19 protein-coding genes and 1 pseudogene are annotated in these 21,883 nt (G+C 57.0%); 7 read left to right on the forward strand and 13 right to left on the reverse strand.

The window, feature by feature from the left end; genetic code table 11:
* Positions 1–123 precede the first annotated feature (123 nt).
* The 4 genes from M0D64_RS33090 to M0D64_RS33105 all read right to left on the reverse strand — a co-directional run bounded on the left by M0D64_RS33090 (position 124) and on the right by M0D64_RS33105 (position 4,384).
* On the reverse strand, positions 124–1,419 hold the full coding sequence (locus tag M0D64_RS33090) for an MFS transporter (RefSeq protein ID WP_266260908.1): 1,296 nt from the start codon (positions 1,417–1,419) through the stop codon (positions 124–126).
* A gap of 144 nt (positions 1,420–1,563) precedes the next feature.
* Positions 1,564–1,884 carry a 2Fe-2S iron-sulfur cluster-binding protein gene (locus M0D64_RS33095; RefSeq protein ID WP_266240031.1) on the reverse strand — a complete coding sequence of 107 codons (321 nt, stop codon included), beginning with the start codon at positions 1,882–1,884 and terminating at the stop codon, positions 1,564–1,566.
* 13 nt (positions 1,885–1,897) lie between these two features.
* Positions 1,898–3,145 (reverse strand): NAD(P)/FAD-dependent oxidoreductase, encoded by a 1,248-nt coding sequence (locus tag M0D64_RS33100; protein WP_266260909.1) that lies wholly within the window; start codon positions 3,143–3,145, stop codon positions 1,898–1,900.
* 12 nt (positions 3,146–3,157) lie between these two features.
* Positions 3,158–4,384, reverse strand: coding sequence for a cytochrome P450 (locus tag M0D64_RS33105; protein ID WP_266260910.1), 1,227 nt, complete (start codon positions 4,382–4,384; stop codon positions 3,158–3,160).
* A gap of 297 nt (positions 4,385–4,681) precedes the next feature.
* Here M0D64_RS33105 and M0D64_RS33110 point away from each other — a divergent pair, with 297 nt between their 5' ends.
* A complete protein-coding gene (locus tag M0D64_RS33110; protein ID WP_308102528.1) occupies positions 4,682–5,626 on the forward strand; it encodes an NAD(P)-dependent oxidoreductase in 945 nt (314 codons plus the stop codon).
* Between the two features lie 220 nt (positions 5,627–5,846).
* Here M0D64_RS33110 and M0D64_RS33115 read toward each other — a convergent pair whose 3' ends face one another.
* From M0D64_RS33115 to M0D64_RS33140, 6 genes are all read right to left on the reverse strand, one after another.
* Positions 5,847–6,704: an SDR family oxidoreductase gene (locus tag M0D64_RS33115; protein ID WP_266260911.1), complete on the reverse strand. Its 858-nt coding sequence runs from the start codon at positions 6,702–6,704 to the stop codon at positions 5,847–5,849.
* A gap of 873 nt (positions 6,705–7,577) precedes the next feature.
* A complete protein-coding gene (locus M0D64_RS33120) occupies positions 7,578–8,732 on the reverse strand; it encodes an acetyl-CoA C-acetyltransferase (RefSeq protein ID WP_266260912.1) in 1,155 nt (384 codons plus the stop codon).
* Complete coding sequence (locus M0D64_RS33125) at positions 8,729–9,532, reverse strand: enoyl-CoA hydratase/isomerase family protein (protein ID WP_266260913.1); 804 nt, start codon at positions 9,530–9,532, stop codon at positions 8,729–8,731. The genes M0D64_RS33120 and M0D64_RS33125 overlap by 4 nt, the downstream gene beginning before the upstream one ends.
* Entirely contained in the window at positions 9,529–10,593 is a 1,065-nt protein-coding gene (locus tag M0D64_RS33130) for a phosphotransferase (protein WP_266260914.1), read from the reverse strand. The genes M0D64_RS33125 and M0D64_RS33130 overlap by 4 nt, the downstream gene beginning before the upstream one ends.
* A complete protein-coding gene (locus tag M0D64_RS33135; protein ID WP_266260915.1) occupies positions 10,590–11,777 on the reverse strand; it encodes an acyl-CoA dehydrogenase family protein in 1,188 nt (395 codons plus the stop codon). Before M0D64_RS33135 ends, M0D64_RS33130 begins: the two co-directional genes overlap by 4 nt.
* Positions 11,774–12,535, reverse strand: coding sequence for an SDR family NAD(P)-dependent oxidoreductase (locus tag M0D64_RS33140; protein WP_266260916.1), 762 nt, complete (start codon positions 12,533–12,535; stop codon positions 11,774–11,776). The genes M0D64_RS33135 and M0D64_RS33140 overlap by 4 nt, the downstream gene beginning before the upstream one ends.
* Positions 12,536–13,195: 660 nt before the next feature.
* On the opposite strand from M0D64_RS33140, the gene M0D64_RS33145 reads away from it, so the two are divergent.
* From M0D64_RS33145 to M0D64_RS33165, 5 genes and pseudogenes are all read left to right on the forward strand, one after another.
* Positions 13,196–14,578, forward strand: a complete 1,383-nt coding sequence (locus tag M0D64_RS33145; protein WP_266260917.1) for an MFS transporter — start codon at positions 13,196–13,198, stop codon at positions 14,576–14,578.
* 106 nt (positions 14,579–14,684) lie between these two features.
* Complete coding sequence (locus M0D64_RS33150) at positions 14,685–14,837, forward strand: hypothetical protein (RefSeq protein ID WP_266260918.1); 153 nt, start codon at positions 14,685–14,687, stop codon at positions 14,835–14,837.
* Positions 14,838–14,894: 57 nt separating this feature from the next.
* Positions 14,895–16,070: pseudogene (locus M0D64_RS33155) on the forward strand (IS3 family transposase).
* Between the two features lie 703 nt (positions 16,071–16,773).
* Positions 16,774–17,799, forward strand: coding sequence for a porin (locus M0D64_RS33160; protein WP_266260939.1), 1,026 nt, complete (start codon positions 16,774–16,776; stop codon positions 17,797–17,799).
* A 76-nt stretch (positions 17,800–17,875) separates the two neighbouring features.
* Positions 17,876–18,607: an IS6 family transposase gene (locus tag M0D64_RS33165; RefSeq protein ID WP_266260919.1), complete on the forward strand. Its 732-nt coding sequence runs from the start codon at positions 17,876–17,878 to the stop codon at positions 18,605–18,607.
* A 244-nt stretch (positions 18,608–18,851) separates the two neighbouring features.
* Here M0D64_RS33165 and M0D64_RS33170 read toward each other — a convergent pair whose 3' ends face one another.
* The gene (locus M0D64_RS33170) at positions 18,852–19,136 is read right to left on the reverse strand and encodes a DUF4148 domain-containing protein (protein ID WP_097391517.1); all 285 of its coding nucleotides are present in this window, start codon (positions 19,134–19,136) and stop codon (positions 18,852–18,854) included.
* Between the two features lie 147 nt (positions 19,137–19,283).
* Here M0D64_RS33170 and M0D64_RS33175 point away from each other — a divergent pair, with 147 nt between their 5' ends.
* Positions 19,284–20,267, forward strand: coding sequence for a serine hydrolase (locus M0D64_RS33175; protein ID WP_266260920.1), 984 nt, complete (start codon positions 19,284–19,286; stop codon positions 20,265–20,267).
* Positions 20,268–20,377: 110 nt separating this feature from the next.
* Here the strand turns inward: M0D64_RS33175 and M0D64_RS33180 are convergent, their stop codons facing one another.
* Both M0D64_RS33180 and M0D64_RS33185 read right to left on the reverse strand, forming a co-directional pair.
* Entirely contained in the window at positions 20,378–21,085 is a 708-nt protein-coding gene (locus tag M0D64_RS33180; RefSeq protein WP_266260921.1) for a sensor histidine kinase, read from the reverse strand.
* A gap of 45 nt (positions 21,086–21,130) precedes the next feature.
* The gene (locus M0D64_RS33185) at positions 21,131–21,790 is read right to left on the reverse strand and encodes a Crp/Fnr family transcriptional regulator (protein WP_266260922.1); all 660 of its coding nucleotides are present in this window, start codon (positions 21,788–21,790) and stop codon (positions 21,131–21,133) included.
* Between the last annotated feature and the right edge of the window lie 93 nt (positions 21,791–21,883).

The raw sequence follows: 21,883 nt of genomic DNA on the forward strand, positions 1-21,883 counted from the left end.
CTCAACGTATATCTGCTGAATGGTACACCATCCCCATGGCGAGACAGAACAACCGAGTTGAGCCTTTCTGGAGCCGAACGTCGACGTGAAGCGCAGCTGCAAATCGAAGGATACGAAAGCCCCTCAGTTGACTGTACGTGACCCCGAGGACTTGCGTGCAAAACCCAGTAGCGCACCTAACACTGCCATGATGGCTGAGACACCTATGGCGGCTTGGCCTACGTGACCAAACAATCGGAAAAATATCGCTACCAGCATCGCGCCAAGGATCTGACCCATGGTACGCGAAATCGCAATGAGTCCAGCCGCCGCACCACTCCTGTGCATTGGAGCGGAAGACAATAGCGCACGATTGTTCGGCGATTGGAAGAAGCCGAAGCCTATACCGCAGACGCCCATGCGAATGGCAATAGCGGTCAACTCCATTCCAGGTGAAAGCCACAGAAGTGAGCTCAACCCAGCTGCCATCACGAAAAGGCCGCACCCAATCAGCACCTCGACCGACACGCGATCCGCGAGCCTGCCAGCGAGGGGCGCGGCAAGCGCCACGCCGGCAGGCCATGGCGTCATAAGCAAACCGATTTGCACGAGATTGAAATGCAAACCGTCCTGAAGGTAGAAAGGAAGAGCAACCTGGGTCAGCGTCTGTGCGGTAAATGTGGACACGGACGTTAGCGCAGCCAAACGTACCAAGCGTATCCTGAGAAGGTCGATCGGTACAAGCGGTCGACTCTGAGACAAACAACGATTCACCAGCACTACCGCCGCAATGACGCCACCGATCAAGACCGCGCCACCCCGTAACTCGAAAGGATTTCGCGTGACCAGATCGATCCCACTCAACAGCATCGCAAAAGCGATGATGTTCAAAACAATGCTCAATACATCCAGCTGCCTATCTGCCTTCGGGCTCTCTGGCAATGTTCGCCAAGCCAAGGCTAAGGCCAGTGCGCCAACTGGAAGATTGATAGCGAATAGCCATTGCCAGGGACCCAGCGCGAGCATGACCGAGGCAATCGTAGGCCCTAATGCGCCAAACGCGGCGATAATTAAAGCGTTCGCACCGAGCGCCGCACCGAGGAGCCGCGGTGGATACATAACACGAGCGAGTGCACCATTCACACTCATAATGCCCGCGCCGCCGATTCCCTGAATCGCCCGCGCGACGACCAGTTCAGTGAGATCGTGCGACGTTACGCAACCCAGGGAGGCTAGCGTAAAAATACACAGACCGCCGATAAAGACTCGACGATAGGTAATGATTTCCCCGAGCGCTGACATCGGCAACAGCGAGATCACGACACCCAGTTGAAACGCGCTTACGATCGCAATCGAATCAGCAGGCGAAGCCCCTAAATCACGCGCAATCGTCGGGAGCGCAACGTTAGCAATTGAGCTGTCAAGTATGCTGACAATCAAGGCTAACCAAACCCCGGCTAGCGCAAGATAGCGCCGCGGGGCGGGAAGACCTTCGTGCCGACAATCCTCCCCTGCGACACCCTCCCGTGGCACGACCGTTCCAGCCGGATCATTTAACTCAACCGAGTTATCTGTGCCCATTGCTCAATGTTGGCTCTCAGGAATGGCCACGACCAGACCGTCTAGCGCCTCAACAACCTGCAATTGGCAAGCAAGCCGGGAATTCGGGAGAACAACCTGTGCGAAATCCAGCATGCTGGCTTCCATGTCGCCCACCTTGTTTACCCTGTCTTTCCAGGACTCGTCAACATAGACATGGCACGTTGCGCATGCACACGCACCACCGCAATCCGCATCGATTCCAGGTATCCCGTTCTTGATGGCGGTCTGCATCACGCTGTCGCCATTTCGAGCATCCACGGTTCGATGCGTACCATCAGCCGTAATAAAAGTGATCTGGGGCATAGACTCTTCGCGATCAGATCGCGACCTCCTTCATTGAAATATTTGGATTGCGCAGACGCTCGATGTCGATTTCGGTCCTGGCACCGATGAGTTGACGACCCATCATGAATTCAGGCACCGCGTTCACGGCCTCAACCGCCTGGATCCGTTGATCGGCGCTGACGTGAAAGACCGCAAACCTGTCTTCGTCGGGGTCGCCCCGAATGACTATCTCGGCAACATCCATGGGCAAACCGGCAATCTGCAACTTCACATCGAACTGATCTGACCAGAACCAAGGAGTCTCGGGTTTTGGCGCCGGCAAGTTGCAGATAGAGGCCGCCGCCTGCTTCGCCTGTTCAAGCGCGTTGGGCACACTCTCGAGACGCACCTTTCGGTTGTACAGTGGAAGCGGTCTACGCGTGCAATCTCCAATTGCGTAGATGTTCGGATCGTCTGTGCGCGCTGAGAGATCGACGAGCACGCCGTCATCACATCGCAATCCAGCATGACGCGCCAGTTCCTCATTTGGAACCGCACCAACTCCTACGAGGACCAGATCGGCCGGCAATTGCTCGCCGTCGTCCAAGCACACGCTTGCCGCTCCATCCAGCATCTGCACGGATGTAACTGACCGGCCCAAGCGAAAAGCAACGCCGCGTTGACTGTGATAGCGAAGAAAGAAGCTCGAGAGTTGCGAGCAAGCAACCCGAGCCAAAGGACGCGCCTCCCTCTCAACTACCACGACTTCGGCGCCGAGAGCACGCGCCGACGCAGCTACCTCCAAACCCACATACCCGCCACCAACAATCACCACTCGCGCGCCGGGTTTAAGTGCGAGCTTCAATTTTTCCGCATCAGCCGCAGTGCGTAGCTCAAGCACGACAGGCAGCGATGTTCCTTCAAAAGGCGCAGTACGGGCTCGGGCTCCAGTGGCCAGGATGAGATTGTCGTAATTCACTGTTTTGCCATCCGTCATGCATACTAGCCGAGCCGAGCGGTCGATGGCGTCGACACGCGTGTTGAGGTAAAGCTGTATGCAGTTCTCGAGATAGAACTCTGCGGGCCTCAATCGAAGACCTTCTTCGTTTGCTTCGCCTTTGAGCCATGCCTTAGAGAGAGGTGGTCGCTGATACGGCTCCAGCGGCTCCTCCCCAATCAAAGTGATTGATCCGGCAAAACCATTCTGGCGCAGAAACGCTGCGACCGATCCCCCAGCATGGCCTGCACCAATAATCACCGTGCCAGGTGACTGCAATGAGTTGATACTTGTCTCCAACATGGCGTTCTCTCTTCAAGAGACGTTGACTGACTCACCCCATTGCAACGGCAACTCAACCAGACCGAGCGTTACACCCGTGTGGTAGGAGAGCGATGCTCCAGGCCTTACCCGCAGCTCTGGTAATCTGGGGAGCAGTTCTTCGAGCATGATGCGCAACTCCAACCGGGCAAGAGGAGCGCCAACGCACATGTGCGGTCCGGAACCAAACGCGCAATGCTGCCGTCGGTTTGAGCGATCAAAATCAACCTCAAGCGCCTGGGGGAATATCTCTTCGTCCAAGCCTGCGGCAGAGATAAGGCAAAGCACCATGTCACCTTTACGAAGCTCTACTCCTGCGTACGTTGCGCCACGCGTGACTTCACGACCGATGCTTATGATGCTGAAACGGCGGAGCAACTCCTCGACGGCGTCAGGGATTTTGTCGGGGTTACTGAGTAGCTTCTGACGCTGATTCTCATGCTCGGCCAGATAACGCATGATGTGCGTCATCTGAGCAGCCACCGTGTCGAGTCCTCCATTGAAAAGCGTAATGAGGATCGACAGCATCTCCTCGCGACTAAGCGGTATTCCGTCGACTCGCGCCCTCAGCAACGAAGGCATGATGTGACCACCGCTCTTTTCCGGATCTACCAATTGTTCATCGAGCCAACCACTGAGATAGGCAATGGACTTCTCATGCGCGTCGTTAGATTCTTGTTGCGACACGCCATGAAAATAGCTCTGCACCCAGCCGATCATTTCGTCGCGTCGTTCAAGCGGCAGACCGCACATTCGCATGAAAATCTCAACCGGCATACGCATGGCGAAGTCGCGTACAAACTCAGCTTCGTTGCGTGTGGCCAACTCGTTCGCCAACCCGCGGGCAGTGGCGCGAATTGCTGGAGTGAGTTCGTCCAGGATCCGATGGCCGAAAAGTTCCACGACACTAATCCGATACTTGCCGTGCTCAGGAGGGTCCATGTGGTGCGGAATCGACGGAACCGTACGTTCAACACGAGGTACCCGAATATTTCGGCTGGAGAAGAGTTCGCAATTGCGCAGGATGTCGATGACAGTCTCACGCTTCGCGGCACACCAATGGCCGCCGAGCTCCGGCGAGTAGAAAAAGCCCGGACCGGTTCCCAAGTCGTGTAACACGGTCCACGGATCGGCGACCATCGCTTCGCCAGTCCGATAGTTAAAGGACACAACCCGGTCCGCCGGAACATCATTCAACCTTCCATGCACTGGACAACCCATTTTCGCTCCTGTTTATCGTGCCCCAGGACCCAACCCCTTCCTCGGGATAAATTTTCATAATGGGACTGTTGTACCATTTAGAAAAAGCGCGTGTCAAGCACGGAACGAGGCTTCGCGGTGGTCATCGTCGATGTGTTCGCACCTGGACGGCAACAGCCGCCGACCTCCAGGCCTTTGAGGCATTGCACTCTGACGAGCTATTTGTTTCTACTCGCCATGAAATCGACACCTACACACTTTTATGGTACTTTAGTCCCACAAAGGAAATTCGCACCATGAAGGAGATGTACATCCTTGATGTTGAACGCCGGACAACGGAGTCACGTTCCGGCCACATCTGACAGCCTCATAACCAACATTCTTTTCTTGGCCATGGCAATGACCCTACAATCGAAAACTCTGTTTATCACCGGTGCAAGTCGCGGTATTGGTCTCGCAATCGCCCTCCGAGCGGCGCGAGACGGCGCCAACATCGTTATCGCCGCCAAAACTGTCGAGTCACACCCAAACTTATCAGGGACGATTTATACCGCTGCGGAAGAAATCGAGCGCGCCGGCGGTACGGCTCTTCCTCTTGTCGTGGACGTCCGTGATGAAGGGAGCGTTGTCCGCGCATTTGACGGGGCCGTACAGCGTTTTGGTGGTATCGATATATTGGTAAACAATGCAAGCGCCCTTTCGCTCACCGACACGCCGTCGACGGATATGAAGCGGTACGACCTGATGCAGCAGATCAACGTCCGAGGCACTTATCTCTGCACTCGAACGGCACTACCGTATTTAAGCCGCGCAGAGAATCCACATGTATTGAACCTCGCTCCTCCACTGGACCTCGATCCGAAGTGGTTCGGCCCACATGTCGCCTACAGTATTGCGAAATTCGGCATGAGCCTTTGCACGTTAGGACAGGCACGTGAATTCGAGTCACTAGGCATCGCCGTCAACTCGCTCTGGCCCGTTACCACTATCGACACAGCCGCCGTCCGCAACAAACTCGACGATATGGCCAACTCCAGTCGGAATCCCGAGATCATGGCCGATGCCGCGTACGCAATTCTTACAAAGCAGGCAACAGAAGTGACGGGCAACTTCTTTTTGGATGAACAGGTGCTGCGCGAGGAGGGAGTGACCGACTTCTCATCTTACGCACGGCACCCACTCGCACCATTGACCGCAGACTACTTTGTTAGCGACCGGATCCTCGACAGTTTGCCGACAGAGCTAGTCCGCCTGCCGCAGTGACACCGACGATCATCGACTTCACGATGGCTCCCTTGCGAGGGTGCCATCGAGCCGGCGCTTATGCCGTCGCCACCTCGCTGATGCCTGTAGTGGTCAAGTCCATATCTCCGCCCGATGTGCAAGGCCGTGTAGCCAAGGACAATCCGACGCGGACTATCCAGGGGCCCTTCCTTCTCCCGAAGGACCACCCGCACTGTTACCTCAGATGGCACCGCTTCCTCTAAAATTCGAGGGCGTGCCACTTCTCACGACGATCGGCCGAGAACTGGTGATCTGCAGTTGCAAGGTAACCGCCGTCAACCAAAATATCGACACCCGTCATCAAACTAGCGGCTGGAGAAGCTACGAATCTAATAACCTCGGCAATCTCTGACGACGATCCGAGCCTTCCAAGTGGTAAATCGTTCCCGCGATGGTCAAGACCGGCCTGTCTTTGCGCCCCCATCGCTGTGTCGCCGAGTACACCAGGAGACACTGAAAGCAATCTCCCCTGCCGCTGGCCCCAAGCGTAAGCTCGACGCTGCACCTGCAGAATCGTTCCACGCTTGGAAGTTGCATAGGCCAGGCGATGTTTCGGCGCTGTGGGAGCCTCGGCTTCAATGACTCGTGCCAGGTCGGCCGGCCCCTGTGTGGGTTCTAACAATGAGGAGTCGAACCGATGCCCAAGCGTTCTATGTCCTGCCACCGAGGCCACACAGACCCCCACCACTCCGGGTTTTACCAGGGGTTCGAAGGCTTCCAGTATATTGATAGTTCCATACAGATTTACTGCATAAATGATCTCGGGGGGCGTAGGTGGCGCGACGCCAGCGGCATGAATCAGTACCGCAAATCCCCCCATTTCGTTTGCGGCCACCGCCAGAGCATGCGCGTCTGCCTCACGCGTGATGTCCGCGGGCATCGCAACAGCATCCACTCCTTCGGCCTGGAGCGTACTCACTGTCGAATTGACCGCATCCGGTCGAAGATCCGAAACCAGAATTCGGTGGTCGCGAAACCGCCGCGCACAGGAGAGTCCAATATGACCGGCACCGCCGGTGATGACCGCAAGGGGCAATCTACTGCTATCGTCTGTCATGGTTCGATCTCGTCAAAGATTCGAGGCCGCAGTTAAGGAAGATGTATTGCGTGTATTGCGCGGCGGGATCGCAGCAATGCAGCTCGAACCCTTAGGCTTTGTCAGCGACACGTAGCGTGGTCGCCTCGTCAACTGCAAACATGCGAGTGGCAATCGCGCAAATGAGATTATGATTTGGGTAATTCAACATTCATATAAAAGCGCATGGCAGGACGCCGCCCGTCTGGTGGAAAGACTCGCCATGCACCATCCTCGTGTTTGAAAAAGAAGATGGAAAGAGCCCTACTTGAGGAGCGAGCCTCAACTCGAACAGAGCGGCTGTGACCTACGCCGCTCCATTTGAATCGGGTTACCCGGACGGGTGCGGCTGCAAACCACTTCTCAACAACTGACCGCAAACAGATTTCTGCGCTTTTCATCGACGTCTCCTTCCAGGCTGCAGCGAACCGGCCGCCTCAGCCTGCGGCTCAACTACGCCTTTACGAAATGTGCCCGTAAACTGCACGAGTTCACCAACGAGCTAAAGAGTTTGTCTCCTATTTCAGAACCCTCGAGCAAGCCCACCTGAACATCGCCTAATCCCAAACCGCGCCGCAGTCGGTGACCATCAACGCGATGATCTGCCGGTCCATGAGAAGACGTACGAAAACCGCAGCAGGAAAAGTGCGTCCCTTCTGCCGCGTGCGCTTCGCTTAACGCCCTGATCGGTGACAGACGGCATGAGACTTCCTTTGCGTCGGAGTCCGCTAGTTGGCAGGGGTTGTCTGGTTGCCTTCTCCAATACACGGCCTTGAGATAGGTGTCGTGTTTCTTTATGGTATTTAAATCCCATATTAGATCAACTCGCGATGAGGTGCAAGCCTTGAGCGTGCATCAGATGGCTTCGATGATGGTGACATTCGCGATGCCGCCGCCTTCGCACATTGTCTGCAAGCCATACCGCTTTCCACGCGCTCGCAGCGCATGTACTAGCGTTGCTGTAAGCTTCGCCCCGGAGGCGCCGAGCGGATGCCCTAGGGCAATCCCCCCTCCATTCACATTGAGGCGATCTGGATCCGCATCAACGGCCTGTAGCCAGGCGAGCGGTATCGGCGCAAACGCCTCATTGACTTCGTAGAGGTCGATTTGATCGATTGATAGGCCTGCTCGCTTCAGTGCTCTTCGCGTGGCCGGAATTGGCTCTTCAAGCATGACAATCGGGTCCCCTGCAGTAACCGTAAGATTGTGAATCCTGGCAAGGGGCGTCAGTCCATGCGCCTTCAATCCATGCTCATTGGCCACCAGAACGCCGGCGGAACCGTCGCAGATCTGACTTGCGTTTGCTGCACTTAATACGCCGCCGTCCCGCAATAGCTTTACCGATCCAATCGACTCTGCTGTCGCATCGAACCGGATACCTTCGTCGACAACGTGTGACTCCCCATTCACCTCAAGTGGCACAATCTCGGCTCGAAAGGCCCCTGCATTGGTGGCAGCTGCGGCCCGCTGATGGCTCTTCAAGGCGTACCAGTCGAGCTGTTCACGACTAAACCCGTATTTCTCAGCAATTAATTGGGCTCCAGTGAACTGGCTAAAACCATCCACTCCGTAGCGTCTTCGGATTCGTTCACTCCAGGGGCCACCTAATCCTGCATTCAATGCGAGGCTTGTCGGCGTACCCATTGGAACGCGACTCATGCTCTCGACGCCAGCCGCAATCACGACGTCTTGTGTGCCCGACATGACCGCCTGCGCTGCGAAATGGAGAGCCTGCTGGGATGAGCCGCACTGCCGGTCGATTGAAACGGCCGGAACGCTATCTGGTAGCCTGGATGCCAAGACGGCGTTACGCCCAATATGGAAGCTCTGCTCACCAACCTGGCTCACGCAGCCAAAGATGACGTCTTCTATGGCGCCGGGATCAATTCCACAACGATCGACCAGCGCATTCAGCACTTCTCCTGCCATATCAGCCGGATGCCAATCGGCGAGTTTGCCGGCGCGGCGACCACCGGCGGTCCGGACCGCCTCGACAATGTATGCGTTCATACCGTGCTTTCCCGATGACTTGGACTGGCGTTGCGCTTGGAAACAAATGCCTGGATACGGTCACGAGTTTGCGACGTTCGGCTGAGTTCAGCGATCACCCTCGCTTCGTCTTCCATCTGCGTCTCGAAACTCGACTCCAGACTTGAAAGCAGCAGATTCCGTGTTCTTCCGATTGCGGCGGTGGTCGATTTCCCGAGTTGTGCAACTATCGTCCTAACCTCATCAGCCAGAAGTTCGTCATCCACTGCGCGTGTAACCAGGCCTAACTCGGCCGCATCGTCTGCACCTAGCCGCTTGTTCGTCAAGATAATTTCTTGAGCCCGGCGCAGGCCGACAAGACGAGGAAGGAGCCACGTTGAACCACCATCCGGGGAAAGACCAATGCCCGTATAGGCCGGCGTAAAGTGCGCCGAACTAGCGGACAGAGCGATGTCTCCGAGAACCGCCAAGCTGAGCCCAGCGCCAGCCGCCGGACCGTTTATAGCGGTAATCAACGGCTTCTGCATCCTTGCGAGCCGCGCTATGGCCATATGCAAGTACGCAGTCAGCTCTTTCAACAAAGAAGGCAACGCATCGCCGGCAGACACGAATCCTCCCACATCGCCTCCTGTACAAAAGAAGCGTCCTGCACCCGTGAGCACGACGCAGCCTATCGAATCATCTTCGTCGCAATCGATAGCGGCCTTCATCAACCCCTTCGCCAATGAGAGGTCGATTGCATTGCCTACGTCGGGCCGGTTCAGTGTCAACTTCGCAATGGACCCATCGCGCTCAAAGAGCAAAGTAGCTGGTGAGTTCATGAGAGTGCTCCTTGCGACTGTTCCCAGGCTCGCTGTGCCACAAACGGCAGCGCGGCGACCAACTCCTTCGCATGGGGCGAAGCCGCCGAGCCACGCTTCCAACGTGCTTTGATGCCATGAAAGATCGCCGCGAGTCGAAACATATTGAAGGCGACGTAGAAGTTCAGGTTCGCGATACCGTCACGTCCCGTATGAGCACAGTAGGCAGCCACGTATTCATCTTCGCTTGGGATGTTCAGCTCACTTAGATTTGCGCCTTCAAGGCCCGCGATGATCAGCGGTGGCATACGGTACATCATCACGTTGTACGCAAAGTCGGCAAGTGGATGGCCTAACGTCGACAATTCCCAGTCCAGGACGGCCAGAACGCGGGGCTCCGTAGGATGGAATATCATGTTGTCGACGCGGAAGTCACCATGCACGATGGTAGTTTCATCGCCAGCCGGAATGTGTGCGGGTAGCCATTCCATCAACTTCTCGAAATGCGGATCCCGACCGGCCTCAACGTCACCTGTGTATTGTTTGGACCAACGCGCAATCTGCCGCTCGAAGTAGTTACCGGGGTGCCCGAAATCGGTCAAGCCCACCGACCGGTAGTCGATGCTGTGCAACTTCGCGAGCGTTTCGTTGATCGCGTAGAAGTAGCGCGGTCGCTCGTCACGGATAACATCCGGGAACGTCGCGTCCCAGAGGACTCGCCCCTGTACGAAGTCCATCACGTAAAACCACGTGCCAATCACCGCATCGTCCATGCACATGCCGTGCAGATGAGGGACAGGGAAATCTACCCTTTCAAGCGCCTGCAACACTCGCGCCTCGCGCTCCACAGCGTGCGCGCCGCGCAAAAGATCGCCCGGTGGCTTGCGCCGCACTACGTATGCCTTCTCCGGCGTGTTCACCTTGTAGGTGGGATTCGACTGTCCGCCCCTGAATTGTTCGACCGTTATTGGTCCTCGAAATCCTCGAACGTTCTCAGACATCCATTGCGTCAGACCGGCGATGTCGAAGCGGTGTTCACTTCGGACCTCCGAAGTCCCATTGAATGAAATAGCTTCTTTCATCGAGCCATCCTATCCAGAGCATTATTTCTGATCCTGTTGGCGAGCGACCATTTGTGCACTTCTGTGGGCCCGTCGTACACTCGAAATGCGCGTATCTCCCGGAAAACTTTTTCGACTATCGTGTCGCCCGCCAAGCCTGTCCCGCCCATTACCTGAACGCAACGGTCTGCGACACGGAATAGTGCTTCGGATACAGCAACCTTAGTCATGGATGATTCGCCAATACCCTTCGCGCCGCTGTCCAGCACCCCTGCGCACCAGTCGATCATCAGCTCGGCCTGCTTCAGGTCAATTTGATTCTCCGCGAGCATGAAGCCTACGCCCTCGTGCTCAATGAGTAGTTGACCAAACGCACGACGCTTTACTGCGTACGCGGTTGCAATCTCTTGAGCCCGGATGCACGCACCAAGCCAACGCATGCAGTGAGTGAGTCGAGCAGGTGCCAGCCGAATCTGGGCATACTTGAAACCTTCTCCACTCGCTCCGAGTATCTGGCTCTCCGGGACACGAAGACCATCAATCCGCACGATGGCGTGACCTCCAGGCATCGAATCGTCAAGCGTGTCGAGAATACGCTCGATGCGGATCGCTGGATCCGGCAATGCAACCAGGAACATCGTCGCGCCCTGCTCGGAGCGAGCCATAACGATGCCCATGCCGGCGCCGTCAGCTCCCGTGATAAATGCTTTGCGACCGTCGATCACCCAAAAATCGCCATCCCGTCGAGCGGTAGTCAGCATCATTGACGGATCGGAGCCAGCACCGTTGTCTTCGGCCGGCTCGGTCATGAAAAAGGCGGAGCGAACCCGACCTTCGATGAGCGGCGTTAAAAATCGATCTTTTTGCGCGGGCGACGCCACTCTTCCCAAGAGGTACATGTTCCCTTCGTCGGGTGCTGCGACATTGAGCGCGAGCGGTCCAAGGGGTGATAAACCCGCCGCACGCAAAACCAAAGCGGTTTCTCCATGGGTCAGATGACTGCCATCAGGAAGTACATTGGGCGTCAGCAGCCCTTCGGCGCGCGCCATGTCCCTCATTTGCTGTACGAGGTCGTCACTGGGACCGTGCGGACCCTGGCGAGGATCACGCTCAAAAGGCACGACGTGTTCGCGGACAAAGATCTCGACGCGCTCAGCTAGCCGACGGCCTCGGTCAAGATGTGGAGTAGTAGAAAAATCGTTCATCGCGGCGCCATCCTGATCGCACCATCCAGTCGAATCGTTTCGCCGTTAAGCATTGGATTGCGCACGATACTTTCTACCAGGTGCGCATACTCCTGCGGTTTGCCTAAGCGCGCGGGAAACGGGACCTGACTTCCGAGTGAATCTTGAGCTTCTTGAGGCAAAGCAGCCAACATCGGCGTCCAGAACAATCCCGGCGCAATCGTCACAACCCGGATTGATAGTGACGCCAGGTCTCGAGCCATCGGAAGTGTCATGGCGACCACGCCGCCTTTTGACGCTGCGTATGCGACCTGTCCGATCTGCCCTTCGTAAGCAGCGACGCTCGCTGTATTGATGATCACGCCGCGCTCTTCTGCAAGCGGCTCGATCTCGCTCAGCCGTGCCGCGAATCGGGAACTCACAGTGAAGTTACCGATCAGGTTCACCTCTATCGTGTCTCGGAACTGACGCAAACTGTGCGGCGCTGCATCGCGACCTACCGTTTTTGCACCAAGCGCCACGCCGGCACAGCCAACGAATACGCGTGCAACGCCGTGAAAGCGCTCCGCCTCGTCGAGAGCGGCTATAACGTTGTCCTCTCGAGAAATATCTACCTTTACGAACCGCCCTCCGATCGCTTGGGCCTGTGCACGGCCAGATTCTTCGTTCAAGTCGAAGATCGTTACCTTGGCCCCCAGCGCGGCCAAGTGACGTGCGGTTGCCCCACCCAGACCAGAAGCTCCGCCCGTGACTATCACGGCGAGTCCAGCTATCTCCATGCTCATCTCCTCATGTCACAACATCAAGGGCGACCTCAGGCGGTGTTGATCGCATCCCTCAATTCGACCCTCCCATTTTGGGTATTTATACCCGTTGTTGTACTACAGTACCATACAAATATTCGAACACTCAATGCGATTGCAGGCAGGACTATGTATAGGTGCGGTACGGCGAAGACCGTGTCGGGGTATGTGCGGTTGCATGAAAAGAGGACGTCCGATTCATCTCCAGGCCGTCCTTCTCTGAACTGCCCGTAATGCGTCGTCGGTTCGGGTAGGGATTCGCCCATGTTGTTTGCAACGGCACACTCACGTCTGACGATTACTTGCTCAACGTCTCTCGGTTTTAATCGCTAAGTATTCGTTTCATTCGCTGGGAATCAGCCACTTTTTAGCGCTGCATGGTTGTCCATGCGTTTCGCCGATCTCCATCGACGGCCTCCAAGGAGCGAAGTGCGGAACGTTCTCACTTTTACCTTGACGACGTCGAGGTCGACGTTTATTGTACTAGAATCCCATTTCGGAACTCGATTTCCTTATTGTGCACCGAGCGCAACGTGGGATAGGAGGCAGTCTCGACTAGCCGATATCGGCGCCGCGAGATGAGAATACAAACCTGCAAACTGATCGAGGTCCATTACCTTGGCCCATCACCCTTCCTTGAACGACACACAGCAATCCGCTGAGCAACATGCTGGCGCACGTGCGTGGTATGCCGTCGGTCTGCTGCTATGTCTATACATCCTGTCTTTCTTCGGTCGACAAATCATTTCACTTTTGGTGGAGCCCCTCGAGAAGGACTTGGGCTTGACCGAGGTCCAGATCGGGCTCCTGATTGGCTTCTCGTTCACGCTGGTTTACGCCATTGGCGGAATAGCGTTTGGATGGTTCGTCGACACCTTTCCACGAAAGCTGATTATCTTCATCGGCACAATTGTCTGGGCCCTGAGTTGCATCGGCTGTGGCCTCACCACGTCGTTCGGATGGCTCTTCGTCGCTCGCATGGGTGTTGGCATCGGCGAAGCAACGTTGATGCCGGCGGCATATGCTCTCCTGAGCGACACATTCCCACGGCGGCGGCTAGCCACTGCACTGGGAGTTTTTTCGTTTGGCGCCACGTTTGGTATCGCAATTTCTCTCGGTCTCGGTGGCTATCTACTGGCGCTGTTTGCTCGCTCTCGTGGGATAGAAACGCCCTTGGGCCACCTTGACCCGTGGCAAGCAGCGTTTGTTATAGCGGGGTGTCCTCCACTTGTCTTCGGCCTGCTCGCGCTGACATTGCCTGAACCCACTCGGAAAAAACGGGCCTTCGGGCATCCGCCTGCTGCGACTCCGCTACTCACCGTGCTTCGTCGGCGTCGAGGCATCATGGCCGCCCAGTTCGCGGGATTCTCTATGAATGCATTGATGGGATACACCCTGATGGCGTGGGCACCAGCATTCATGAGCCGGAGCTACGGCTGGAGACCGGGTGAGATCGGTCCAGCGCTCGCGCTTGCTCTCGGCCTAAGTGGCGCTATCGCCACTCTTGGCAGTGGATGCCTCGCGGATCGCATGTGGGCACGCGGCATAAAGGGCAGCCATTACATACTCGCCGCATCAGCTTTATCCGTCTCCTCTCCATTCGGCGTCATCGCTTTTCTCTCACCCAGTCCCTGGATTTTCCTTGTAGGAATATTCGTGGTGTATTTTGCGGCAGCGGTCGGACTCAACATGGGCGCCACCTCACTACAGTTGCTTACGCCGCCTGCATTGAGGGGCCGTCTGTCTGGTCTGTATCTTTTCTGCACTAATATGTTCGGGGCCGGCCTCGGTCCGCTGATCGTCGCGATGCTGACACAGCATCTGTTTCACGACCGCGCCAAAGTCGGGATTGCGATGGCTATCGTGACACCCACAGCCGCGTTGACTGGCGCAATCATTCTTGGCCTCGCATGGCGTCGGTATGCGAAGTTGATTACCGCTGCAGAAGACTCAATTGATGAAGTGGAGTCGGTAGACGTCGCGGCACCTAGCGTCGCGGTATTAGGGACGAAATCATAACGTTACGACACTGGCGTTCGTCGAATTCTCGTAAGTGCGTGACCATCCCGTCTTGAATTGCGCCGACCGACTTGGAAACATCGTGTCCACTTAAATAGGTGGACACGTGAACACTATCGAAGAAGAAGTGCTGCTTGGCCGGCGCCGACGCCGGCGCTATAGCGTGGAGTTCAAAGCCGAGGTGGTAGCGGCCTGCCAGGCGCCGGAGGTACCGCTCGCCGCCATTGCGTTACACCACAAGTTGAACGCGAATCTGTGAGGCCAGCCAGAAAAAGTGGAAGCCAAGATTCCGTAAAATCTAGGGATGGAGGCGTACATGAACCGAATCCCCAAAGCTGTCTACACGAAGGAATTCCGTGAAGAGGCGGTGAAGCTCGCGATGACCGAGGGTGTTGGTGTGTCGGGGCTGCCCGTCGGCTGTTGATATCAATGAAGACCGTGGCAAGCTGGGTGCGCGCTGTGAAGGCCGGCAAGCTGGAGCGTGTGGGTCAGCATCAAAAGCCGTTGACGGAGATCGAAGCTGAGCTCGGGCGAGTTAAGCGGGAACTGGCCGAAGTATAGATGGGGCGCAATTTGCTAAAAAAATTCGCGACGTACTTTGCGAAGAAGTCGCGGTAAAGTACGGCATGATCGAGCAGATGCGATAGGACTATGCAGTGCCGCCGATGTGCCGGCTGCTGGGCGCTTCCATGAGCGGCCATTACGCGTGGCGCAAGCGCGCGCCATCGTTGCGCGCACGGCAGGAGGCCCGACTAGAAGCCGAGGTGCTCGCTGCGCATCAGCGCACGCGTGAAAGCTTTGGGCCCGAACGCTTGCAGAAGCACCTCGGTGAGCATGGCGTGCAGCTCGGCGTTCATCGTATAAAAAGGCTGCCTCAAAAGCTCGGTTTGCGTTGCAGGCAGAAACGCAAGTTCAAGGCGACGACCAATTCGAAGCACGACCTGCCAGTGGCACCGAACCTAATGAACCAGGATTTCAGCGCAACCGCACCAAATCAGGCCTGATGTGGCGATATCACGTATATCGCGACCGACGAAGGCTGGCTGTACCTCGCTGGACTGAGACGGATTTGTTCAGCGGCGAACTGGTCGGCTACGCCATGAGCGAGCGCATGACGAAACATCTGGCGATGCAAGCGCTGTTCCGTGCGGTCGCATCGCAGCGCCCAGCGCCTAGTCTGATCCATCATACGGATCGCGGATCCCAATACTGCGCTAAGGCGTACCGGGAGCTCGTCGGCCAGTTCCGCATGCAGGCGTCAATGAGTCGGCGAGGAAACTGCTTTGACAACGCACCGATCGAATCGTTTTGGGGCACGCTGAAAGGCGAGCTGGTCTTTCATCGACGCTTCGCCACACGCGAAGAGGCCAGGCGAGCCATCAGCGAAAACAGTGAGATCTTCTATAACAGGCAACGCACGCAGGCTCGTCTTGATTACCCGTCACCTATAGCATTCACGCAGCGATACTATCTGAATCGGGTCGCTGCTTAACCCGTCGGCGTCCACGCATTCCGACCGACCTCAGTTCGAAGTATGCCGCTATCAACGGTGATAACGGTCGAGCCTCGCCTATGCGAACTACACCAACGCCTTGCACAGAATCGCATTGACCTGGCGCAGTTCAAGGTTTCCTCGCTCCAGCCCTTTCAGGCGTTCCGCTCCGAGGCGTTGCCCTCGATCCGTAGGCACTGATTCCGTTTTTCCTGACACATCCAGTTGCGCCGCGTCTAGCCGGCGTAGCCCATCTCGGCAGTGATCGACGTGATCATCACATTGCAGTCGTGTCGAGTCTCCGGGGCAGTCGTCGTTGCCTTTTTATGCGACGTTCAAGTAGTCACTCTCGGCGGTGGGAGACATGTCGAGGGCTATGCGGCCAAGCCGCGGGTATCCACCGATATGCCTTTGTGAGACTTCATTCCCATAATAAGACATGAATACCCAAACGAGCTTCTCCTCTGCGTATCCGCTTGCAATTGTCTGTACGTTTGGGTCGCTGTGCGTTGCTAGTCTTGCGGTCATGGCCGTGGATGGCTGTCAAGCGGTGCGGCCGTACAACAGTTGGGTCGATGATGCCCCCGCATCACGGTACGGATCGATGTCACAACTTTCCTAGTCCCTGTCAATTGCATCAGTGGCGGGATGTCAGTTACGACTTTAAGACAAGATTCAATAATTAGTAATACATACTATGGAGATGACCGTGAGGCGATACTTACCTAGTTTGTTGATTGCTCTGCCTCTAGCTTCTACTCAGGTTCGGGCACAAAGTGACCTTACTCTATATGGAATCCTCGATACCAGCCTGGAAGTCACAAATGTTGGAAATGGCGCGACGGCAAGAATGGATTCCGGGGGAGTGAACGGGTCTAGGTATGGCTTGAAAGGTACGGAAGACATCGGGGCTGGTTACAAAATAAAATTTACCCTTGAACAGGGGATTTCATCTACCACTGGCGCCGCATCTAATCCCGCGCTCGCATTCAGCCGTCAGGCTTGGGTCGGAATGGCTGCTCCTTGGGGTGAGGTACGAGTCGGACTACAGAACTCGCCCGTGTACGTAACGGTGACTGGTGTGCTTGATGCATTCACCGTCAACACGTTGGCATCCGGCCTGGACAGTTTTTTAAGTATCTCGCCAAGACAAAATAATGCAATTACGTATCTGAGTCCGGACTTCCACGGACTATCCGGCCAGGTCATGGTAAGTTTGCGTGATTCAAGTACAAAACCGGACAACGGTATTGCCGCCTATAACCTCGCCGTTGAATACAGTCGCGGGCCGTTAAATTCTGCAATAGGTTATCAACGGGTTACCAACTTCAAAGGTAGTTCCACCCTCAACGCGCTGTTCGCCGGAGCCAACTACGCATTCGGGCCGCTTAAAGTTTTTGCTGCATATCACAACGCAAAAATCACAGGTCTAGTTGATAGGGACGTTTATTCGCTATCAGCTAGCTATCAATTCAGCGTTTCAACAATGCTTTCCTTCGGTGGCGCTCACGCCCACGACAGGTCTGGCATGGGCAATGGAGGTGACCAAGTTGGGCTGATGTACTGGTATTTTGTCTCAAAGCGTACCACCCTGTACGCAAGCGCAGCATTTTTGGACAATCACAATCACGCAACTTTCACGATTAACGGTGCTCCGGTGGGGATCCCGGTTGCATACCCCGGTGCCAACCCTAGAGGCATACAACTAGGTATCCAGCATCGGTTCTAGAGATCGGCCGGCGCACCATGCATGCCGTCTTCAGGGCACTGTCAAGTTGCTGGAGATAGGGCGGTAGAATGAAGCGATGAAGAATTCAAAATCGCTTTATCACGGCCACCGATTCCCTGCTATCGCCATCAGCTGCGCCGTTCGCTGGTACTTCCGGTTCAGCCTGAGCCTGCGCGACATCGAGGAGTTGTTGCTCGAGCGTGGCGTCGTGGTCACGTACGAAACGATCCGTCGCTGGTGCGACAAGTTCGGCGCGGGATTCGCTCAGTGCGCCAAGGCAGTCCGGCGGAAGCTAGGCAGCACCTGGCATTTAGACGAGATGTTCGTGACGCTGCGCGGTGAGCCGTATCTGTTGTGGCGGGCGGTCGACGAGCACGGCGCCGAACTCGATGTGCTGGTGCAAAAGCGTCGCGACAAGGCCGCAGCAAAGCGCTTCTTCCGGCGGGTGCTGCGTTCAAACCCGGTGCCGCGCAAAATCGTTACCGACCAGTTGCGCAGTTATCCGGCGGCGAAGGCTGATATTCCTGAGCTCGCTCAGGTCAAGCATGTTTTCGTCAAAGCGGCCGCACGCGTAAACAACCGCGCCGAGAACAGTCACCAGCCAACCCGTAGGCGCGAACGCCAGATGTGTGGCTTTCGCGATGCGCGTCGCACGCAGGCTTTTCTTTCATGCTTCGGCCCGATCCGTCAGCACTTCGCGCTTCCCAGACATCAGATGAACGCCGCATTTCATCGCGCCATACTAAAAGAACGCCTCGGCACATGGCATAGTTGGACGGTCTCTACCGCGATCAACACAGTTATCTGATAAGGATAACTACTCTTATGTCGCACAATTGGCCTACAGTCGACAACTTGACAACGCCCTAGAAATAGCATAACGATCGCTCCTTTTTACAACCCGTACCGCCTCTGCGCACTCACGCCACATCGCTTCACTGCCTTCAGTCTGAGCTAGAGTGAAACCCGCAACCAGTTGATTGCCAGAATCACGACGCTACGTTTTGCGCGGTCCGGAAAATTGCGCATTGATACGATCCGGTTGTCCCCCGTCATTTGCTGGGTACACCCGATCCTGACGAACCGCCAACCGCGGGACCGTAGCCGGTTTGGGCCGGCACCGTGCCGTTCTGCGCTGCGACGCGCGCCTGCGCGGCGCGGATATCTTCCGGATAGTTGGGGTCACGGCGGCCGGGATTGTAGCCGGCCTTTTCGAGTTGCGTCAGTTCTGCTTTCACCTGTTCCCGTGTGACAGTCGAACTGGATTGCTGAGCGAACGATACGGCCGGAGCGGCCAGAACCGAGATGGCAACGAGTGCATAGACCAATGATTTCATGATAGCTGACCTCCAAGGACGAAATCTGTCCTCCTTCGCACACTCATTCCTGCAGTGAGCAACTACAGTTTAGTTGTTAGGGACGATCCTGCACGTTGGACCCGTAATCACCTGTTCGCCTGATTGAAGTCCCAGGGTGTGATTGAAATGAAGAAACTCGCCTGCGCGCTGCTTCTCGCCGCCGCACCGCTCGTGACGTCGGCCGGGACGCCGCTCCTCCATTCCCGCAGCGCGATCGCGTACGACGTCGGGCGCGGCGAAGTCCTGCTGGAAAAGAATCCTGACGAAGTTGAGCCCGTCGCTTCGCTCACCAAGCTGATGACGGCGATGGTCGTGCTGGACGAAGCGCAGGCATTGGGGGAAACACTGACCATCGACGATGCCGATATCGATCGGCTCAAACATTCGGGCTCGCGTATCCCGGTCGGTGCTGCGCTCGAACGCGAGGAGATGCTGCGCCTTGCGCTGATGTCGTCCGAGAACCGCGCGGCCTCCGCGCTATCGCGCGCGTTTCCAGGTGGTCAGCCTGCCTTCATCCAGAAGATGAACGACAAGGCGCGCGCGCTGCACATGGCCGATACGCACTTCGACGATCCGACGGGGCTCTCACCAGACAACCTCTCCACCGCGCGTGACGTCGTGAAATTGGCGGATGCCGCGTCCCACTATCCGTTGATCGGCGCATTCACGACACTTCCGCATTACGAGGAGGCGATCGGCAGCAGAACGAGGTTCTATCGGAACACCGACCCTGTCGTCGATTGGCCGGACTGGGACGTTCAGCTCGCGAAGACCGGTTATACCGACGAGGCAAGACGCTGCATCGTGGTCGAAGCCAACATGCCGAATGGTCAGGTGATTATTGCGCTCCTCGGCGCGAGGTCTTCCCGGGCTCGTTCGTCGGACCTGGTCACGATCCGCCGTTGGCTGAACGGCGACGAAACGCCCGTCGTCATGCCGCCCATGTATTACGCGGGCGCGCAGCATCATCACCATCGAATGCTCACCCAATCGAATCGCGTCAAAGTGCGGCTCGCAGCGTATCGGGCAGGATCCGTTTCCAGTGCGCGGCGGCCGAATGTCGAGCACCATACTGGCAAGCGGCACCGCCGCGGGTCGTCAGGCGTCTAGTTCCAGTAAATGTCGCGCTGCGACTGTAACGATTTACGCGGTTTTCTGTCGCCAAATGCTGTTCCAGTGTGCATCCATCGCGCGAGAATCCCGACCCAGGGTCCGTCAAGTCAAGCGACACCTGTCCCCTTGCACCCCAGCGGCAGCCTCACCCTATTGGTCGTTTCGGCGGGACGCGAGCTTGCCTGAATCGTCCCGCCGTGCCGATTGACGACGATACGGTAGGCGATATGCAGACCCAGCCCCAAGCCCCGCCCCTGCGCTTGACTCACGGGCTTCGACGTAAAGAAAGGCTCGAACAGGTGCGACAACGCTTCCTGCGGAATGCCGGGCCCGGTGTCGGTAATCTCGACCGTCGCGCAGTCCGCATTGTGGCGCGTGCGGATAGTCAGGTCGCCGCGCCCGTTCATCGCCTCGATCGCGTTCTCGACAATCCTGGTCCAGACCTGATTGAGTTCGCTGCCATACACCTGCAGGCGCGACAGGCTGCGGTCGTAGTCGCGGATGATCGCAACGCCCGGCTTCAGTTCGTGCGCCATCACCGTCAGCGTATCCTCGATGCCATCGTGGATGTCGATCTCCTGCTGCGGTCCCTGATCCATGTACGAGTAAGCCTTCATCGCCTTCACGATCTCCGAGATCCGGATCGAGCCGCGCATTGCTTCGTGCATCACCGAGCGATGCTCCAATACCTGAGCAATCCACCGGACGGCTGGATCGAACTGCTCCGCGTTCAGACCAGCAGCCAACTGCCCGAGGTCATCGGGTGCGATCCCATGGGCGACAAGACACGGAGCAGCCAGCCACGGCTTTGCCACGCGATGGACAGCGAGCCAGTCGCCGAGCCGCGTTTCCGCTTCGCTTTACCGCAGCGAGCCCGCAGCGCCTGCGCAAGCTTGCGATCCGTTGCTTCCCGCCAGGGCTCTCAGCGCTTCCACGGCATCGCGTGGCACAGCACTCGCGCCAAGTGCCAACGCCGAATGCTCGAGCGCCGCGAGTCCGGCGAGCAGGTGGTCGAGCGCACGCGTGACGACCGAAGCGGGATTGTTCAACTCGTGCGCAAGCCCGGCCGCGAGCTTGCCCAGTGCATCGAGCTTCTCGCGATTGCGCCCGGCCGCTTCGAGTGTGGTGAGCCAGTCGATCATCCAGCGATTGATGACTCGGTTGAAAGGGTCGCACGACGTGAACAAATCGCGGAAGGCTGCTTCCGGAAGCAGCGCGAGCCGACAATCGGTTGCGGCCCTGAGCGTCGCCGGATAGGGAATCGAGGCAATCATGCATGGCGTGCCCAGGATCTCCGGCGCAACGAAGCGCTCGCTCGGAAGATGTCCCTCGGCACGTCTCGTCGCCGTCACCTCTCCGTCGAGCAGAAAGAACAGGCTGGAGCTTATCTCGCCTTCTTCGAGGAGGACGTCGCCCGCCCCGACGGTGAACCCGGTCAAGTTATCGCACAGCCATTGAAGCCGTTCCGGCGGAAGGTCCGCAAACACCGGTACCCTGCACAGCTTGTCGAGTTCGATCATGGTTCGCTCCCTCCCGACTACAGGAATACTCCCTAGGGAACCGGCGCGCACTTCCCCGCATCCGGTCCCGACCACCGGGTCCGGATCGTCGAT

It is taken from the genome of Paraburkholderia sp. WS6 (genome assembly GCF_030464835.1).
Classification (GTDB): Bacteria; Pseudomonadota; Gammaproteobacteria; order Burkholderiales; family Burkholderiaceae; genus Paraburkholderia; species Paraburkholderia madseniana.

Excerpts from the sequence above, each read along its gene's own strand:
- M0D64_RS33165 (WP_266260919.1), top strand. The coding sequence starts at position 17,876 with ATGAAGAATTCAAAATCGCTTTATCACGGCCACCGATTCCCTGCTATC.
- M0D64_RS33110 (WP_308102528.1), top strand. The coding sequence starts at position 4,682 with ATGTTGAACGCCGGACAACGGAGTCACGTTCCGGCCACATCTGACAGC.
- M0D64_RS33160 (WP_266260939.1), top strand. The coding sequence starts at position 16,774 with ATGACCGTGAGGCGATACTTACCTAGTTTGTTGATTGCTCTGCCTCTA.
- M0D64_RS33185 (WP_266260922.1), bottom strand. The coding sequence starts at position 21,790 with ATGATCGAACTCGACAAGCTGTGCAGGGTACCGGTGTTTGCGGACCTT.
- M0D64_RS33140 (WP_266260916.1), bottom strand. The coding sequence starts at position 12,535 with ATGGAGATAGCTGGACTCGCCGTGATAGTCACGGGCGGAGCTTCTGGT.
- M0D64_RS33105 (WP_266260910.1), bottom strand. The coding sequence starts at position 4,384 with ATGGGTTGTCCAGTGCATGGAAGGTTGAATGATGTTCCGGCGGACCGG.
- M0D64_RS33125 (WP_266260913.1), bottom strand. The coding sequence starts at position 9,532 with ATGAACTCACCAGCTACTTTGCTCTTTGAGCGCGATGGGTCCATTGCG.
- M0D64_RS33170 (WP_097391517.1), bottom strand. The coding sequence starts at position 19,136 with ATGAAATCATTGGTCTATGCACTCGTTGCCATCTCGGTTCTGGCCGCT.
- M0D64_RS33095 (WP_266240031.1), bottom strand. The coding sequence starts at position 1,884 with ATGCCCCAGATCACTTTTATTACGGCTGATGGTACGCATCGAACCGTG.
- M0D64_RS33135 (WP_266260915.1), bottom strand. The coding sequence starts at position 11,777 with ATGAACGATTTTTCTACTACTCCACATCTTGACCGAGGCCGTCGGCTA.
- M0D64_RS33115 (WP_266260911.1), bottom strand. The coding sequence starts at position 6,704 with ATGACAGACGATAGCAGTAGATTGCCCCTTGCGGTCATCACCGGCGGT.
- M0D64_RS33130 (WP_266260914.1), bottom strand. The coding sequence starts at position 10,593 with ATGAAAGAAGCTATTTCATTCAATGGGACTTCGGAGGTCCGAAGTGAA.
- M0D64_RS33100 (WP_266260909.1), bottom strand. The coding sequence starts at position 3,145 with ATGTTGGAGACAAGTATCAACTCATTGCAGTCACCTGGCACGGTGATT.
- M0D64_RS33175 (WP_266260920.1), top strand. The coding sequence starts at position 19,284 with ATGAAGAAACTCGCCTGCGCGCTGCTTCTCGCCGCCGCACCGCTCGTG.
- M0D64_RS33120 (WP_266260912.1), bottom strand. The coding sequence starts at position 8,732 with ATGAACGCATACATTGTCGAGGCGGTCCGGACCGCCGGTGGTCGCCGC.